This is a genomic window from Polaromonas sp., assembly GCF_036676035.1.
GTDB lineage: Bacteria > Pseudomonadota > Gammaproteobacteria > Burkholderiales > Burkholderiaceae_C > Polaromonas.
This window is the reverse complement of record NZ_JAKFDR010000010.1, coordinates 1-15,813: the sequence shown is the minus strand read 5'-3', so window position 1 is coordinate 15,813 and position 15,813 is coordinate 1. Positions and strand designations below refer to the sequence as shown.

Below are 15,813 nucleotides of genomic sequence, written 5' to 3'. Positions count from 1 at the left end.
GACACGGTTATCGTGACTTTCCCTCTACCGGCATATCAGGCTTATTAACCAACTTGCCAAATATAACCAACTAGGTTAAAATTCTTTCGTGGAAAAAGGCACGCCTCACTGCAAATTGTCAGTCGTCAAGGCACTGATCGAAGCAGGAAAGGTGCGCTCAACTGTGTCGGCCCTGGCTGGCGGTGCCGAGTTGGGGTTCAACTTTGCAGGAATCGTCGGCGTCATCATGGATTTAACGACTGCAGACTTCTACAAAAGCATGACGACACACGCCGATCACCAGGTTTGGCAGGATGTGTACCGGCCCGCCACGCCAGCCGGAGAGGTTTACCTGAAACTCACTGTCATTGATGAGGTGCTCATCGTGTCTTTCAAGGAGCTATGAACATGAAATGCCCATCTTGCGCAGCGGCAGAACTGGTGCATGACACCCGCGACATGCCGTACACCTACAAAGGTGAATCGACCGTGATTCCGGCAGTGATCGGCGACTTTTGCCCGGCCTGTGGTGAAGTTGTTCTCGATATGGCCGAATCGACACGCGCCAGCGCGGCAATGCTGGAGTTCAACAAGCAGGTGAATGCATCGATTGTTGATCCAGCGTTCATTGTCAGCGTTCGAAACAAGCTTGCGCTTGACCAGCGGGAAGCTGCGGAAATTTTCGGCGGTGGGGTTAATGCCTTCTCGCGTTACGAGAACGGTAGAACCAAGCCGCCTCTGGCACTGGTGAAGTTGCTCAAGGTGCTTGACCGTCACCCCGAACTGTTGAATGAAGTCAGGACCGCATAAAGGGCGCAACCATCCCCTTGGGTGAAGGCTTTGATCAATTGCGCTTCAGCACCCCTTGCTTCGCCTTGGTTGCCCCGCCACTCTTAGCGCAAAACAGGCATAATGAAGCGATCAATTAGCCATAATTCGATATGAACCTTCACCAATTCCGCTTTGTTCAAGAGGCTGTGCGGCGCAACCTCAACCTGACCGAGACCGCCCGCTCCCTCCATACCTCCCAGCCTGGTGTGTCCAAGGCCATCATTGAGCTGGAAGAAGAGCTGGGCGTGGAGATTTTTGCCCGCCACGGCAAACGGCTCAAACGCGTGACCGAGCCGGGTGAGCATGTGCTCAAAAGCATTGAGCTCATCATGCGCGAGGTCGGCAACCTGCGCCGCATTGGCGAGCAGTTCTCGGCCCAGGACAGCGGCACGCTGTCGATCGCCACCACCCACACCCAGGCCCGCTATGTGCTGCCGGTGCCGGTGGCCAAGCTGCGCGAAGCCTTTCCCAAAGTCAACGTCAGCCTGCATCAGGGCTCGCCCGATCAGGTCGCCAAGATGGTGATTGACGAGGTGGCCGAAATCGGCATTGCGACCGAGTCGCTGTCGCACTACGAGGAACTGGTAACCCTGCCCTGCTACGAATGGCAGCACATGCTGGTGATGCCGCTCGATCACCCGCTGGCCAAGCAGGACAAGATCACGCTGGAAGACCTGGCCCAGCAGCCCCTGATTACCTACCACCCGTCCTTTACCGGGCGCACCAAGATTGACCAGGCCTTCGCCCACAAGCGCCTGCAGCCGCGCATTGCGCTCGAAGCGATTGACTCGGACGTGATCAAGACCTATGTGCGCCTGGGCCTGGGTGTCGGCATCGTGGCCGAAATGGCGATCAGAGACGACGGCACCAATGCCGACCTGGTGGCCCTGCCCGCAGGCCCGCTGTTTGGCCACAACGTGGCCCGCGTGGCCTTCAAGCGCAGCGCCTACCTGCGCAATTTCGTCTACAAGTTTGCCGAGCTGCTCAGCGACAAGCTGGACCGCGCCCTGATCACCAAGGCCATGGCGGGCCGGGTCAACGATTACGAGATTTAGTACACCTCCGAGGCGGCCTGCGGCCGCTTCCCCCTCAAGGGGGCGCCGCTAGCGGCCGCTTGAACAAGAACCACATTTAGCTGCTGACATGACCACCATTTTCGAACGTACTCCCACACTGCAAACCAAGTTGCCCGCTGTCGGCACCACCATCTTCACGGTGATGTCCACCCTGGCGGCGGAAAAAGGCGCCGTCAACCTGGGCCAGGGCTTTCCCGATTTTGAATGCGACCCACAGCTGGTCAACGCTGTCACGGACGCCATGACGAAGGGTCTGAACCAATACCCGCCCATGACCGGCGTCCCCGTGCTGCGCGAAGCGGTTGCAGGCAAGCTGGCCCAACTGCACGGCCGCCACTACAACGCCAACACCGACATCACCATCACGGCCGGCGCCACACAGGCCATCATCACCGCCATCCTGGCCGTGGTGCACCCCGGCGACGAAGTGATTGTGCTGGAGCCCTGCTACGACAGCTATGTGCCCAATATCGAACTGGCCGGCGGCACCGTGGTGCGTGTGCCTTTGACACCGGGCACCTTCCGGCCCGACTTCGACAGGATTGCGGCGGCCATCACATCCAAAACCCGCGCCATCCTGATCAATTCGCCGCACAACCCCAGCGCCACGGTGTGGACGCGCGAAGACATGCTCAAGCTGCAAGACATCCTCGCACCCACCGATGTGCTCTTGATCAGCGACGAGGTGTATGAGCACATGGTATTTGACGCCGCCAAGGGCCAGATCCACCAAAGTGCCGCCCGCTTCCCGGGTCTGGCGGCACGCGCCTTTATCGTCAGCAGCTTCGGCAAGACCTACCACGTGACCGGCTGGAAAGTCGGCTACGTCGCGGCCCCGGCTGCACTGACGGCCGAGTTTCGCAAGGTGCACCAGTTCAACGTCTTCACCGTCAACACCCCGGTGCAATATGCGCTGGCCGCCTACATGGCCGACCCGCAGCCCTACCTGGACCTGCCGGCGTTTTACCAGCGCAAGCGCGACCTCTTTCGCGCCGGGCTGGCTAAAACCCGCTTCAAACTGCTGCCCAGCGAAGGCAGCTATTTCCAGTGCGTGGATATTTCAGAGATCAGCAACCTGGGCGAGGCCGATTTCTGCAAATGGCTCACCACCGAAATCGGCGTGGCAGCGATCCCGCTGTCGGCGTTTTACGGCAACGGCTTTGACCAGCGCGTGGTGCGCTTTTGCTTTGCCAAGAAAGATGAGACGCTGAACTTGGCGCTGGAGCGCTTGGCAAAGTTGTGAGCAAAGGGCCAGCCTGATAAAGAGGGCTGCCGGGTTTGAACGACTTATTCGACGGCAGTTGCTTGTCTAGGCTTGTTGAAAGCGTTAGAGTCAGCCGCAAGCCTTTCTTGACCTGGAAACTTGCCCGCCCGTACTGAGGCTTCAATTTTCTTTTGTTTTCCGTTCCATTGAAAATACGATTGCATCGACGACCCGTTCCTTGAGTTTCGGCAACTTTGTCCTCCTGTAGTGCTTGCCTTGGCATCCCTGTTCACAGCAGCGAGCGCTCTGACGACTTGAAAGGAGAATCACGATGACAAGAAAATCGGAGAGACGATTCAGCGGCAAAGCTGCCCTGTCCGTGGTCGCAGGCTTGCTCATTGCGGTAGCGTTGCTGGCCGCAGGCTATGGATGGATGACCCGCACACCACCGGCATCTCAGGCAGAACCGCCGGAACAAATAACTATCGCGACCAACACCGCCTATGTTGGGACCTGTCCGGTCATAGCGGCTCGAGAGAGAGGCTATTTCGCGAGCGAAGGTATACAGGCGGTTGTTCAATCCCACTCCAGCGGCAAGGCTTCCCTGGAAGCGGTCTTGCAGGGACAGGCCCATTTGGCAACCGTTGCCGACATTCCCATCATGTTCGCTGGCATGAACGATCGGTCTGTATCTGTCATCGCAACCATATTCAAGGCGGAAAAAGACCATGGGATTGCCGGGCGAAGGGACAGGGGTGTCGTCACGCCTGGGAGCCTCAAGGGAAAACGCATAGGCGTTACGCTGAGCACTTCAGGGCACTTCACTCTCGATGCCTTCCTCACCCGGCACAGGTTGTCGCCAAATGAGGTGACGATACGCAACTATAAGCCGGAGGAGCTTCCCTTGGCGCTCACGAAAGGCGATGTTGACGCCATTGCCACTTGGGAGCCGTTTCTGGATACGGCATTGACAGAGCTCGGCAGCAACGGCGTGGCCTTCTACGGTCAGGGCATCTACGAAAGCCTGTACAACGTTGCCGGAATCCGGGCCTATGTCGTCAGCCAGCCGGAGACCATCAAGAAAGTCCTGCGCGCGTTGGCCAAGGGTGTGCGATTTTGCAGCGACGCGCCCGATGCGGCACGCGAACTGATCGCCGTGAATATCAAGACAGATGCGGCGAAGTTGAAAGCGTCGTGGCCGTCGTACCGATTCAACATGGCCCTGGACCAGGGCCTGATACTGGCCATGGAGGACGAGGCACGGTGGGCCATCAAGAACAAGCTGACAAACAAGACCGAAATGCCAAATTATCTCAATTACATATACCTTGATGGCTTGAAGGCGGTGACGCCATCAGCGGTGACGATTATTCATTGAACCCCGCCCCAGGGGCGGGGTTCTTTATTCTGCGCCCAGGCCCTCCTAGGCAAGCTGCTTGATAGCCAACGCCAAATGCTTCGTAACGTCTGAATCGGTCCAGTACTGGCCATGGCTGAAAGGGTTCCAGGACTTGGCAAGTGTGCCGGCCAGGCCGCCCCCAGCGTTGATCGCGATGTCTTCCACAAGCTCTTTGTAAGACGGGCTTAGAGGCCGGAGCGGCCAACCCAGTACGTCGTCTTCGTCGAAGAAGTTGTGCCACTTGAAGCCCTGGCTCGGCGGCGAAATAGCCCGGATGCTCTTGTGGCCGGCCACAAATATGGGAATGTTGCAGCCCGTCGTGTACAGGCGCTGCACCGTTCGCATTCGGCGAAACTGGTCTTGCGGCGATCCGTCGGCGACGCCGTCTCCGAGCGGCGCGCTCCAGATGCCTGCTGCTGCCTTCGGTTGCTGTGCGTCCCAGATATAGCTTGAGATGACTTGGCACCCCAGGGACTGGGCAATGATGATGACGGGCACTGCGGTGTGCCCAGCTTCTTCGAACACTGCATCCATCGTGCGCAGAATCTCTTTCTGTGTTTCGAAGTACGGGCTCCGGGGGGCGTCTTTCTTGTACTCAAGACTGGCCGCGTCTGAGAACCCGTAGAGCAAGAACTTGCGCAGCTTCATCCAGCCGATCTGGTCTTGCACCCTGTCGAAAATCTCAGCCTGACTGCCTTGAAGGATGTCTTGATAGTAAAGAGACTTGAAAGCAAGCTTGCTCCACGTCGCCTCACCTACAGCCTCCCTGATCGAGTCATGGAGCCCGACGTAGTAGTCCTTGGGGGTATCGCCCATTCCATGAATGGTGAGCAGTGCAAGCGTCTTTGGCATACGGTCTCCGGTTGCAGGTTGAATGCCTAGCAATTTATACCGCTCTATTGCCGGATAAAACAGTGATTGCGGTAAAACGGAAAGACACCGCAGCGCAAGTCATTGATTCAATTGATGAATTAGGTGTTTGTGAATTAATCCCGTGGATCAAAGAAGCCTGGCCTCAACTATTGAGTTGAAGCCAGGCTTTTTCCAGCCGTTTCACGCTCACCGGCTGCGGCGTGCGCAACTCCTGCGCAAAAAAGCTCACGCGCAACTCCTCCAGCAACCAGCGGAACTCCTGCATGCGCGCATCGGTCGCGCCTTTGCGCTCGGCCACCAGGCGCCAGTAGCGCTGCTCCTGCGGGCGCAGCTCGGCCAGGCGTGCCGCGTCACGGGCCGGGTCGGCGCGCCACTTCTCCAGCCGCAGCGTGATCGCCTTCAGGTAGCGGGCAAAGTGCTGCAGCTGGGGGTAAGGCGTGGTGGTTAGAAAGCGTTTTGGCACCAGGCGCTGCAGCTGCTGGCTGGCATCGGCCACGGCGTCCGCCGCGTTTTTGCTGTCCTTGATCTTGCGCTGGGCCACGGCGTATTCGACCAGAATGCCGGCGGCCAGCCGCGCCACTTCGCTGGCGATCAGGGTCAGGCGCCCTCGCCCGTCGTCCACCCGCCGTTTGAAATCAGCCTCGCCCGTGGGCAGGGGGTCGAGCAGAAACGCCCGGTCCAGCGCTACTTCGATGATTTGCGCACGCAGCTCTTCCAGCGTGCCGCCGCCCGAGTTGTCGGCAGCACGGCCCACCAGCATGTAGGCCGTGGCCATCTTCTGCAGATCGGGCAGGTTTTTTTCCAGGTATTTCAGTGCGTCTTTGATCTGCAGCGAAAACAGCCGCCGCAAACCGGCGCGGTGCTTGGCGGCGGCCACATCGGGCTCGTCAAACACCTCTATCGTTACTGCATCGCCCAGGTCGATCAGGGCCGGAAAGCCGATCAGCGTCTGGTTGCCCTTGCGGATTTCCATGAGCTCCGGCAACTCGCCAAAACTCCAGCTGGTGTAGCGCTCCGCCACTTTGACGGGTGAGCTCGCCGGCTGGCTGACGCCGCTTTTTGCTACGCTTTTGATAGCTGTTTGCGCAATATCTGCCTGGGCTAGAGGCCGATTTGATTCATTGTTTTGAGCCGAAACAGCGGGGCTGGCCAAGTTCTTGAGCCCGGCCAGCGCCTGAAACGCGCCGCGCGCCTGCGAGCCCAGCTCGCCTTTGAGCGCGCCCAGATTGCGGCCCGTGCCCAGTTGCCGGCCATGCTCGTCCACCACGCGGAAGTTCATGAACAGGTGGGCGGGCAGCATGTCCAGCTTCATGTCGGCGCGTTTGATGTCGAGCGAGGTCGCGTCGCGCACCAGCCTCAAGACCGCGTCCGTCAGTGAGCCGCCGCCAAAGGCCTGCGGCTGATTCAATTGCTCGGCCATGCGGGCAGCTGTCTCGGGCAGCGGCACCAGGCGCGAGCGCGGGCGCTGGTGCAGCGTCTTGATGAGCGCCTGCACCTTGTCCTTGAGCATGCCGGGTACCAGCCACTCGCAGCGCTCTTCATTGACCTGGTTGAGCGCAAACAGCGGCACATCCACCGTCACGCCGTCTTTGGCGTCGCCCGGCTCGTGCAGATAGGTCGTCACGCAGTCCACGCCGCCCAGGCGCAGGGTCTTGGGGAAGGCCTGGGTGGTGATGCCCGCCGCTTCGTGGCGCATCAGCTCCTCGCGCGTGAGCAACAGCAGCTTGGGCTGCTTTTTGGCCTCGTCCTTGTACCAGTGCTCGCAGCTCGCGCCGCTGCACACGTCGGCGGGCAGCTGCTGGTCGTAAAAGGCGTAGATCAGCTCTTCGTCCACCAGCACGTCCTGGCGGCGCGCCTTGTGCTCCAGGTCCTGCACCTGCTGGATCAGCTTGAGGTTGGCCGCCAGAAACGGCAGCTTGGTGTCCCAGTTGCCGGCCACCAGCGCTTCGCGGATGAAGATTTCACGCGCCGACACCGGGTCAACCCGGCCAAAATTGACGCGCCGGCCGTTGTAAACGACCAACCCGTACAGCGTGGCGCGCTCCAGCGCCGTGACTTGCGCGGCCTTCTTTTCCCAGTGCGGGTCCAGCAGCTGTTTTTTGAGCAGATGGCCGGCCACCTGCTCTATCCACTGCGGTTCGATGCCCGCAATGCCGCGCCCAAACAGGCGCGTGGTTTCCACCAGTTCGGCCGCCACAATCCAGCGGCCCGGCTTTTTGCTGAGTTTGGCGCCCGGATGGCGGTAAAACTTGATGCCGCGCGCGCCCAGGTACCAGTCTTCCTCGTCGCTCTTGCAGCCGATGTTGCCCAGCAAGCCGCACAGCATGGACAGGTGCAGTTGCTCGTAGCTGGCCGGCCGGTTGTTCAGGTGCCAGCCCTGCTCTCCCACCACACTGTGCAGCTGCGAATGAATGTCGCGCCACTCGCGTACGCGGCGGATGTTGATGTAGTTTTCGCGCAGCAGGCTTTCGTACTGGCGGTTTGAGAGTTTGTGGCTCGGGGAGCCCTCACCCCTGCCCTCTCCCAGCGGGAGAGGGAGTAATTCAGTCTTGCTCCCTCTCCCTCTGGGAGAGGGTTGGGGTGAGGGCTGCCCGCCCCCGCGTGTATCGCCCAGCCACTTCCACAGCTTCAAATACCCGCTGAACTCGCTCTTTTCATCGTCAAACTTGGCATGCGCCTGGTCCGCCTGGGCCTGCTTGTCCATGGGCCGGTCGCGCACATCCTGCACGCTCAGGGCGCTGGCGATCACCAGCACCTCGTCCAGCGCCTGCCGGTCTTTGGCCTCCAGAATCATGCGGCCCACGCGCGGGTCCAGCGGCAGCTTGGCCAGCGTGCGGCCCACCGGCGTGAGTTCGTTGTCGTCGTCCACCGCGCCCAGTTCGGCCAGCAGCTGGTAGCCGTCGGCAATCGCGCGGCGCTGGGGCGGCTCGATAAAGGCAAAGTCTTCCACTGCCCCCAGGTGCAGCGACTTCATGCGCAAGATCACCGCCGCGAGCGAGCTGCGCAGGATTTCGGGGTCGGTAAAGCGGGTGCGGCCGGCAAAGTCCTGCTCGTCGTACAGGCGTATGCAAATGCCGTCGGCCACCCGGCCGCAACGCCCGGCGCGCTGGTTGGCCGCGGCCTGCGAGATCGGCTCGACCATGAGCTGCTCGACCTTGTTGCGAAAGCTGTAGCGCTTGACGCGCGCCGTGCCGGCGTCGATCACGTAGCGGATGCCCGGCACCGTCAGCGAAGTTTCGGCCACGTTGGTGGCCAGCACGATGCGCCGGCCGCTGTGGCTGTCAAAAATCCGGTCCTGCTCGGCCTGGCTCAGGCGGGCAAACAGCGGCAGCACCTCGGCATTGCGGTGCAGGGGCTGGTGGCTCAGGTGCTTGCGCAAGTGGTCCGCGGCCTCGCGAATCTCGCGTTCACCAGGCAGGAAAATCAGAATGTCGCCCCCACCATGCGGGTTGCGCCAGAGTTCGTCAACGCCATCGGCAATCGCGTCATTCAAATCGTAGTCGCGCGACTCTTCAAACGGCCGCCAGCGCTGCTCCACCGGGAACATGCGGCCCGAAACCATGATGACGGGCGCTGGCGTAACAGGCCCCCACGCTCCGCGCTGCGCGTCGTCGCTGCCCCCCGGGGGGGCTGCGCCCGGCTTGGGGCGGCCCGGCGCCGGCGCGGCCGAAGCGAAATAGTCGGCAAAGCGCTGCGCGTCGATCGTGGCCGAGGTGATGATCACTTTCAGGTCAGGCCGGCGCGGCAGCAGCTGGCGCAAATACCCCAGCAAAAAGTCGATATTCAAGCTGCGCTCGTGCGCCTCGTCAATGATCAGCGTGTCGTAGGCCAAGAGCTGCGGATCGGTCTGCGTTTCGGCCAGCAAGATGCCGTCGGTCATCAGCTTGACCGAGGCGTCGCGGCTCAGCCGGTCCTGAAAGCGCACCTTGAAACCCACCACCTCGCCCAGCGGGGTTTTGAGCTCGTCGGCAATGCGCTTGGCCACGCTGGAGGCGGCAATGCGGCGCGGCTGGGTGTGGCCGATCAGGCGACCCTTGCCGGGCGGCGCGTTGAGTTTGCCGCGCCCCATGGCCAGTGCAATCTTGGGCAGCTGGGTGGTTTTGCCCGAGCCGGTCTCGCCGCAGACGATGACCACCTGATGCGTCTGTATGGCAGCCGCGATCTCCTCGCGCTTGCCGGATACGGGTAGGGATTCGGGAAAGGTGATGGTGAGCGGTGACGTGGAGGGAGACAAGGACGGATCAGCAGTCAAAGCTATGAATTATCGGTGTTCCCGCCTGCACCGGCAGCCGCGTTGCAGCACCCCCTCAGCGCACATGCTCAGGCATGCCCACAATTTCGCCGCTGCTGTCGTCATACCAGGCCACCCGGCTGGGGTAGGTCCAGGCAGTGCGCGACATGCCCCGCCCCATGGCCACCGCCATCGAAGCGCGTGCATCGGTTCTGGACACCCGCTGCACCCCGACCCCTACCTCAGCGGCCCAATGGGTGCGTTGCTTGCCCAGTAAGGCAGATTCAATGCTGGTATTGAGCACCACGGGTTTGGCCAGGTGCGCCTGAACGGTGCGCGCCAGCTGAAGCAGCGGGCCATTGTCGCCGCAGTTACGCATCAGCAGCAAAAACCCATCGCCAGCCAGTCGCCCCATTTCCACATGAGCAGGCACCACACGCCGCAAGCGCCCTGTGAAAATAAAAAGTGCGTGATTCACAGCCGCCAGGCCGTACAACTGTTCAAGCACGGGCAGATTGGCGATGGACACCACAATGACGCCCAACGGCACTGGCTCGTCGCGGTAGTGCTGGAACGCCGCTCCCACCATATTGGCCGTCCCACTGTGCGAACGCATGCGCGTCACCGGGTCATAGCTGGGCCCGTAGGCCATCACCTGGTGCAATTCGATGAGGTAGGCGTAGCGCATCCACAACACGGACGACATGGTGGCCAGATAGGCTGTTCCGGCGATGGCACTTAGCGCATGAATCTGCCAGGGCACATGCGCCCGGTCCAGCGCAATCCAGCCGAGGCCGGCCAGCGCCAGCAGCATGCAGAAAACCCCTGATACCGCCACCCAGGCCAGCCGGTCACCGCGCAAGGCACTGCGCAAGCTCAGGATCAACGCCGTCAGGCCCAGCAGGCAGGCCATCGCCAAACTCAGCCTCAGTGCCTGTTGCGGCTGCATCAGCCAGCCAGACATCACGACCGTAGCGGCCAGCGCAGCCAGCGCCAGCATGGTACGGCGACGCACCTCGCGCTGCCGCAGAAGGCCCAGCATGGAAAACAGCAAATACGCCAATAGCGCAGCCACTACGCTGGCCACATGCGCCAGAAAGCGGGACAGCATGTCGGCATCCTCAATGGGCAACGCGCCCAGAAAGGCCAGTACAAAAAAGGCCGATGCCACCGCCGACAAGGCTGCATTGAGCGCCACCCGGCGCAGCGAACGAATGAAGACAAATACCGCACCTGCCAGCATCAAAACCGTAGTTCCGAAATAGCCGCCCCAAAACCCTATAGCTAATTGCGTCATGGACGCAAACCATACCTGTGTCGCCGGTTTAATGCAAACTTGCAGGAGGGTTGCATGCCCGTTGGAGACCTGACGTCCTCCCTTACACTCACTGCACTTTTTCGTTTTGCCGCGCAAGCCAGCCATTCATTGCCCGGCTGCTGCTTGCCCCTTCCTGAACCCGAAAGCGCGCCCATGTCCACCGTCTTCAATTTCACCTTTGTCCCCTGGTTCCGCTCGGTGGCGCCCTACATCCACAAGTTCCGCAACCAGACCTTTGTGGTGGGCGTGTGCGGCGAGGCCATTGCCGCTGGCAAGCTGCAGCACCTGGCGCAGGATCTGGCCATGATCCAGAGCATGGGCGTCAAGATCGTGCTGGTGCACGGCTTTCGCCCCCAGGTCAACGAGCAGCTCAAGGCCAAGGGCCACGCCGCCAAATACTCGCACGGCATGCGCATCACCGACGAGGTGGCGCTCGATTGCGCGCAGGAGGCCGCCGGCCAGCTGCGCTATGAGATCGAGGCCGCCTTCAGCCAGGGCCTGCCCAACACCCCCATGGCCGGCTCCACGGTACGCGTGATCTCGGGAAATTTCATCACGGCCCGGCCGGTCGGCATCGTGGACGGCGTGGATTTCCAGCATTCGGGCCTGGTGCGCAAGGTGGACGCGGCGGGCATCACGCGCACACTGGACATGGGCGCCATGGTGCTGCTGTCGCCGTTCGGCTTCTCGCCCACGGGCGAGGCGTTCAACCTGACCATGGAAGAGGTTGCCACCAGTGTGGCCATCGCCCTGCAGGCCGACAAGCTGATCTTTGTCACCGAGATTGCGGGCATACGCGTCAAACCCGGCGAGCCCGAAAGCGAAGACAACCCCATCGACACCGAACTGCCGCTGGACGCCGCCGAGAAACTGCTGGCCGCCCTGCCGGGCGCGCAAAACCCGACCGACACCAGCTTTTACCTGCAGCACTGCGTCACAGCCTGCAAGGCAGGCGTGGAGCGCAGCCACATCATCCCGTTCGCGGTTGACGGCTCGCTGCTGCTGGAAATCTACGTGCACGACGGCATCGGCACCATGGTGGTGGATGAAAAGCTCGAGTCCCTGCGCGAGGCCACCGCCGACGACGTGGGCGGCATCCTGCAGCTGATCGAGCCGTTCGAAAAAGACGGCACCCTGGTCAAACGCAGCCGCACCGAGATCGAGCGCGACGCCGACCACTACACCATCATCGAACACGACGGCGTGATCTTTGCCTGTGCCGCGCTTTACCCTTACCCCGAGGCCAAAACCGCCGAGATGGCGGCACTGACCGTGTCACCCCAAAGCCAGGGCCAGGGCGATGGCGAAAAAGTCCTCAAGCGCATCGAGCAGCGCGCCAGGGCCATGGGCCTGCAAAGCATCTTCGTGCTCACCACCCGCACCATGCACTGGTTCCTCAAGCGCGGTTTTGTGCAGGTCGACCCGGACTGGCTGCCCGAAGCCCGCAAGCGCAAGTACAACTGGGACCGCAAGAGCCAGGTGCTGGTGAAAAAGCTGAGTTGATGCCCGCCATTTGACGGCTCAGAACAAAAAGGAAGAACCATGCTCGAACTCCGCCCCAGCTGCGAATGCTGCAACAAGGATCTCCCGAATGAGTCGCCAGATGCGCGCATCTGCACCTTCGAATGCACGTTTTGCAGCGACTGCGCCGACACCAAACTCAAAGGCATCTGCCCCAACTGCGGCGGTGAGCTGGTCGTGCGGCCGCGCCGGCCCGCTGACAAGCTCGCCAAGTACCCGGCTTCGACCGAACGCGTTTACAAACCGGCGGGCTGCCAGGCGGCGCCATGAGCAGCCACCAGGCCCTGGCCTCACGCCAGCATCGGATTTCGTTCGCATGGGCGTCCGCAGACGACCTTGAAGACCTGGTTGCGCTTCGCATTGAGGCCATGCGGGAAAGCCTGGAGCGCATGGGCCTGTTCAACCCTGTGCGGGCCAGGGAAAGGCTGGCCAACGGCTTTTCACCGGCGCATACCCGGCACATCCTTTCAGAGGGCCAGCGCGCCGGATTTTTCGTCCTCAAGCCAACGAACGGCGCGTTGCTGCTCGACCATTTGTACATTCGCCCCGGCTTTCAGAGGCAAGGCGTGGGCGCCGCGGCGCTGGCCCTGGTATGCGAGGAAGCTGACGCGGCAGGCTTTCCCGTTCGCCTGGGGGCTCTGCGGCAAAGTGACGCCAACCGTTTCTACCAGCGTCACGGCTTCAATCAGGTTGATGAAGGCGAATGGGACATTTACTATGTCCGTCTGCCCCGAACAGGCGTCTAACCGTCCTCAAATATGAACATCACCACCCTCTTGCTGTTCTCACTCGTCGCCCTGGTCGCCATCGCCACCCCCGGCCCTACGGTGCTGCTGGCACTGGCCAATGGCTCGCGCTATGGCGTGCGCCGCGCCTTGCCAGGCATGCTGGGCGCGGTGCTGTCTGACTTTGTGCTGGTTGGCGCGGTCGCGCTCGGGCTGGGCGCCCTGCTGGCGGCTTCCGAGTTCTGGTTCTCGGTACTCAAGTGGGTGGGTGCGGCTTACCTCTCCTGGCTGGGTTGGCGGCTGCTGCGCTCGCGCGGCGGGTTTGAGCTGCCGGCTGACAGCGCAGCGTCTGGCGCACAGCACAGCGTTCGCGCGATTTTCGGAAAATCCTTTCTGGTGGCCGTGACCAACCCCAAAGGCTATCTGTTCTGCTCGGCCCTGCTGCCGCAGTTCATAGACCCGGCGGCCGTGCAAGCGCCGCAGTACATCTCGATTGCCATCGTCTTCGCCGGACTCGATTTCATGGTGATGCTCAGCTATGCCTTCGTCGGCTCGCGCGCCGTGCGCCTGCTCAAGGCCTCGGCCACCAAATGGCTGGACCGCTTCTGTGGCGGCGCGCTACTGGCGCTGGCCGGCTCGCTGGCGTTTTACCGCCGCAGCAACACCTGAGGCTTGCCCATGGCGGCCCAGGGCGAGATTCATGCGGTGGTGCGGCGCTATGCCGACGCCTGGGTGGCCAACGATCTGAAGGCGATCTTCGACTGCTACCACGACGAGGTGGTGTTCCACTACTTCGGCCGCAGCCCGCTGGCCGGCACCCACCGCGGCAAGCCGGCGTGCCTGGCGCTGCTCAAGCAGGTCCGGGAAAGGACCCAGCGCCAGCTGATCGAGATCAAGGACGTGCTGGCGGGCGAGCAGTTCGGCCTGATCGTGGCTGTGGAGCGCTTCGAGCGCGATGGCCAGGCGACGCAGCTGGAGCGCCTGCTGCGCTACCGGGTGCGTGACGGCAAGCTGTCGGAGTGCTGGATTTATGACGAAGACCAGCGGCTGGTGGACGAGTACTGGGCCTAGCCTCAATACCGTTCAGTTGAGCCCTTGCCCTGGTTTGTCATCCCGGACCTGATCCGGGATCCATGGATTGCGGGTCAAGCCAGCAATGACAAGTCAACGCTTTGCCATTCCGGCTCATGGCGAATAACTGAACAGTACTGGGCTTAGCCTGTGGTCGGTACCGCCCCGGATTTGACAGAAAAATCCGCCGGCGTAGACTGAATTCTCTGTAGACGGCGCCAGTGCCGTTCCGAATACAAACCGCATGCCTGACCCGACCATGACTCCGTTCAGGGACCGCCAGCACGGCGGTCAGGTCCTCGCCCGCAAGCTGGCCCATTACCGCGGCCAGCCCGGTCTCATCGTGCTCGCACTTCCGCGCGGGGGTGTGCCCGTTGCTTTTGAGGTGGCCACGGCCTTGCGCGCGCCGCTCGATGTCCTGATCGTGCGCAAGCTGGGCTATCCGGGTCAGGAGGAGTACGCGATGGGCGCGATCACCAGTGGCGGCGTGCGAGTCATGAACCGCGAAACGGCGGGCATGGTGCCGGAAGAAGTCATTGAAGCCGTCGTCGCGCGCGAACAGGCTGAGCTGGTACGACGCGAGCAGCTGTACCGCGGGCAGCGCCCGGCTTTGGCCCTCGAAAACCGCACCGTGATCCTCGTGGACGATGGCCTGGCAACGGGCTCAAGCATGCGCGCGGCCGTGATGGCGGTAAAGCGGAGCAAGCCGGCACGCACGGTGGTGGCCGTGCCCGTCGCCGCGCTGGAGACCTGCGAGAGCATGCGCTCCGAGGTCGACGAGCTCGTCTGCGCCATGGCGCCCTTGGCGTTTCACGCGGTGGGTCTGTGGTACCGGGACTTTCCGCAAACGGCGGATGAGGAAGTGCAGGCCCTGCTCAAAGCCGCCTGGCAAATGAGCGCCACAACAGGACGGCAGCGATGAGCGCAATGGCGCTAAAGCACAGGAAGGACCAGTTGGCAATGGAGCCGCCGAGGAAGGTCCAATCGATCTTGGTGCAGTCGCCGCTGCCCCGGAAGATCATGGGAATGGCGCGCTTGAGCGGAAAGGTTTCAATCATGCCGTAGAAATCGCGGCCGCAGGACGCGACTTCGGGCGGGTACCACTGCAGCCAGCTCTGGCGGGCAGCCACAAAAGCGCCAAAACCCGCCAACAGCACGAGCAGGACGGAACCCGTGGCTTGCAAGCCTTTTGAGCCTGAAAGCGCCGTCAAACCTGCAACAACAGCTATCAAAACAAGAGCATAACGCTGCACGATGCACATCGGGCACGGCTCCAGCCCCACCACATGCTGCAGGTACAGGCCAAAAGCCAGCATGGCCACACAGACTGCAGAAACCAGCGCCAGCACACGGCGTGGCTTCGTGTCGAAATAAGTCAAAAACATCAGATTCCCTTTAATCAATCTATCAATTGTCCGCTGGTTCGTGAGTTTGGGCGGGGATAAGTTCCCGGGCGGGGCTAAGAGCCTGTTCACGCTTTATTTGGGGTCGCGCAGGTGTCTTTTCGGGATGGGGTGCAAGGCGCAGTGCGCCGCCAATAGCCCGGCTATTGGCAAGCAGTGCAACGCCGCAGACCGCCCGAAAA

Annotated in this window: 15 protein-coding genes; 11 read left to right on the top strand and 4 right to left on the bottom strand. The window is 61.8% G+C overall.

What is annotated here, in order from left to right; translation table 11 throughout:
• Positions 1 to 88 precede the first annotated feature (88 nt).
• The 5 genes from V6M61_RS01935 to V6M61_RS01915 all read left to right on the top strand — a co-directional run bounded on the left by V6M61_RS01935 (position 89) and on the right by V6M61_RS01915 (position 4,468).
• The gene (locus V6M61_RS01935; protein WP_332774871.1) at positions 89 to 385 is read left to right on the top strand and encodes a type II toxin-antitoxin system MqsR family toxin; all 297 of its coding nucleotides are present in this window, start codon (positions 89 to 91) and stop codon (positions 383 to 385) included.
• Between the two features lie 2 nt (positions 386 to 387).
• Positions 388 to 789 (top strand): type II toxin-antitoxin system MqsA family antitoxin, encoded by a 402-nt coding sequence (locus tag V6M61_RS01930; protein WP_332774870.1) that lies wholly within the window; start codon positions 388 to 390, stop codon positions 787 to 789.
• Between the two features lie 131 nt (positions 790 to 920).
• The gene (locus V6M61_RS01925; RefSeq protein ID WP_332774869.1) at positions 921 to 1,865 is read left to right on the top strand and encodes a CysB family HTH-type transcriptional regulator; all 945 of its coding nucleotides are present in this window, start codon (positions 921 to 923) and stop codon (positions 1,863 to 1,865) included.
• An 88-nt stretch (positions 1,866 to 1,953) separates the two neighbouring features.
• On the top strand, positions 1,954 to 3,129 hold the full coding sequence (locus V6M61_RS01920; RefSeq protein ID WP_332774868.1) for a pyridoxal phosphate-dependent aminotransferase: 1,176 nt from the start codon (positions 1,954 to 1,956) through the stop codon (positions 3,127 to 3,129).
• 292 nt (positions 3,130 to 3,421) lie between these two features.
• A complete protein-coding gene (locus V6M61_RS01915) occupies positions 3,422 to 4,468 on the top strand; it encodes an ABC transporter substrate-binding protein (protein WP_332774867.1) in 1,047 nt (348 codons plus the stop codon).
• A gap of 45 nt (positions 4,469 to 4,513) precedes the next feature.
• Here the strand turns inward: V6M61_RS01915 and V6M61_RS01910 are convergent, their stop codons facing one another.
• From V6M61_RS01910 to V6M61_RS01900, 3 genes are all read right to left on the bottom strand, one after another.
• Entirely contained in the window at positions 4,514 to 5,341 is an 828-nt protein-coding gene (locus V6M61_RS01910) for a hypothetical protein (RefSeq protein WP_332774866.1), read from the bottom strand.
• Between the two features lie 163 nt (positions 5,342 to 5,504).
• Positions 5,505 to 9,596, bottom strand: a complete 4,092-nt coding sequence (gene hrpA / locus V6M61_RS01905) for an ATP-dependent RNA helicase HrpA (protein WP_332774865.1) — start codon at positions 9,594 to 9,596, stop codon at positions 5,505 to 5,507.
• Positions 9,597 to 9,669: 73 nt separating this feature from the next.
• Entirely contained in the window at positions 9,670 to 10,890 is a 1,221-nt protein-coding gene (locus V6M61_RS01900) for a diguanylate cyclase domain-containing protein (protein WP_332774864.1), read from the bottom strand.
• A 174-nt stretch (positions 10,891 to 11,064) separates the two neighbouring features.
• Between V6M61_RS01900 and argA the strand changes: the two genes are divergently transcribed.
• From argA to V6M61_RS01870, 6 genes are all read left to right on the top strand, one after another.
• A complete protein-coding gene (gene argA, locus V6M61_RS01895; RefSeq protein WP_332774863.1) occupies positions 11,065 to 12,414 on the top strand; it encodes an amino-acid N-acetyltransferase in 1,350 nt (449 codons plus the stop codon).
• A gap of 39 nt (positions 12,415 to 12,453) precedes the next feature.
• Positions 12,454 to 12,702, top strand: a complete 249-nt coding sequence (locus tag V6M61_RS01890; RefSeq protein ID WP_332774862.1) for a DUF1272 domain-containing protein — start codon at positions 12,454 to 12,456, stop codon at positions 12,700 to 12,702.
• Positions 12,699 to 13,178: a GNAT family N-acetyltransferase gene (locus tag V6M61_RS01885; protein ID WP_332774861.1), complete on the top strand. Its 480-nt coding sequence runs from the start codon at positions 12,699 to 12,701 to the stop codon at positions 13,176 to 13,178. The genes V6M61_RS01890 and V6M61_RS01885 overlap by 4 nt, the downstream gene beginning before the upstream one ends.
• A gap of 12 nt (positions 13,179 to 13,190) precedes the next feature.
• Positions 13,191 to 13,826: a LysE family translocator gene (locus V6M61_RS01880; protein WP_332774860.1), complete on the top strand. Its 636-nt coding sequence runs from the start codon at positions 13,191 to 13,193 to the stop codon at positions 13,824 to 13,826.
• Between the two features lie 9 nt (positions 13,827 to 13,835).
• Complete coding sequence (locus tag V6M61_RS01875; protein ID WP_332774859.1) at positions 13,836 to 14,228, top strand: nuclear transport factor 2 family protein; 393 nt, start codon at positions 13,836 to 13,838, stop codon at positions 14,226 to 14,228.
• Positions 14,229 to 14,487: 259 nt separating this feature from the next.
• Positions 14,488 to 15,150 (top strand): phosphoribosyltransferase, encoded by a 663-nt coding sequence (locus V6M61_RS01870; protein WP_332774858.1) that lies wholly within the window; start codon positions 14,488 to 14,490, stop codon positions 15,148 to 15,150.
• Here the strand turns inward: V6M61_RS01870 and V6M61_RS01865 are convergent.
• Positions 15,104 to 15,613 carry a disulfide bond formation protein B gene (locus V6M61_RS01865; RefSeq protein ID WP_332774857.1) on the bottom strand — a complete coding sequence of 170 codons (510 nt, stop codon included), beginning with the start codon at positions 15,611 to 15,613 and terminating at the stop codon, positions 15,104 to 15,106. The genes V6M61_RS01870 and V6M61_RS01865 overlap by 47 nt on opposite strands.
• Positions 15,614 to 15,813: the final 200 nt, after the last annotated feature.

What these genes read in the sequence shown, in the direction of transcription:
- V6M61_RS01885 (WP_332774861.1), top strand. Translation starts at nt 12,699, where the DNA reads ATGAGCAGCCACCAGGCCCTGGCCTCACGCCAGCATCGGATTTCGTTC.
- V6M61_RS01880 (WP_332774860.1), top strand. Translation starts at nt 13,191, where the DNA reads ATGAACATCACCACCCTCTTGCTGTTCTCACTCGTCGCCCTGGTCGCC.
- V6M61_RS01870 (WP_332774858.1), top strand. Translation starts at nt 14,488, where the DNA reads ATGACTCCGTTCAGGGACCGCCAGCACGGCGGTCAGGTCCTCGCCCGC.
- V6M61_RS01920 (WP_332774868.1), top strand. Translation starts at nt 1,954, where the DNA reads ATGACCACCATTTTCGAACGTACTCCCACACTGCAAACCAAGTTGCCC.
- V6M61_RS01865 (WP_332774857.1), bottom strand. Translation starts at nt 15,613, where the DNA reads ATGTTTTTGACTTATTTCGACACGAAGCCACGCCGTGTGCTGGCGCTG.
- V6M61_RS01890 (WP_332774862.1), top strand. Translation starts at nt 12,454, where the DNA reads ATGCTCGAACTCCGCCCCAGCTGCGAATGCTGCAACAAGGATCTCCCG.
- V6M61_RS01910 (WP_332774866.1), bottom strand. Translation starts at nt 5,341, where the DNA reads ATGCCAAAGACGCTTGCACTGCTCACCATTCATGGAATGGGCGATACC.
- argA (WP_332774863.1), top strand. Translation starts at nt 11,065, where the DNA reads ATGTCCACCGTCTTCAATTTCACCTTTGTCCCCTGGTTCCGCTCGGTG.
- V6M61_RS01915 (WP_332774867.1), top strand. Translation starts at nt 3,422, where the DNA reads ATGACAAGAAAATCGGAGAGACGATTCAGCGGCAAAGCTGCCCTGTCC.
- V6M61_RS01900 (WP_332774864.1), bottom strand. Translation starts at nt 10,890, where the DNA reads ATGACGCAATTAGCTATAGGGTTTTGGGGCGGCTATTTCGGAACTACG.
- V6M61_RS01925 (WP_332774869.1), top strand. Translation starts at nt 921, where the DNA reads ATGAACCTTCACCAATTCCGCTTTGTTCAAGAGGCTGTGCGGCGCAAC.
- V6M61_RS01875 (WP_332774859.1), top strand. Translation starts at nt 13,836, where the DNA reads ATGGCGGCCCAGGGCGAGATTCATGCGGTGGTGCGGCGCTATGCCGAC.
- V6M61_RS01930 (WP_332774870.1), top strand. Translation starts at nt 388, where the DNA reads ATGAAATGCCCATCTTGCGCAGCGGCAGAACTGGTGCATGACACCCGC.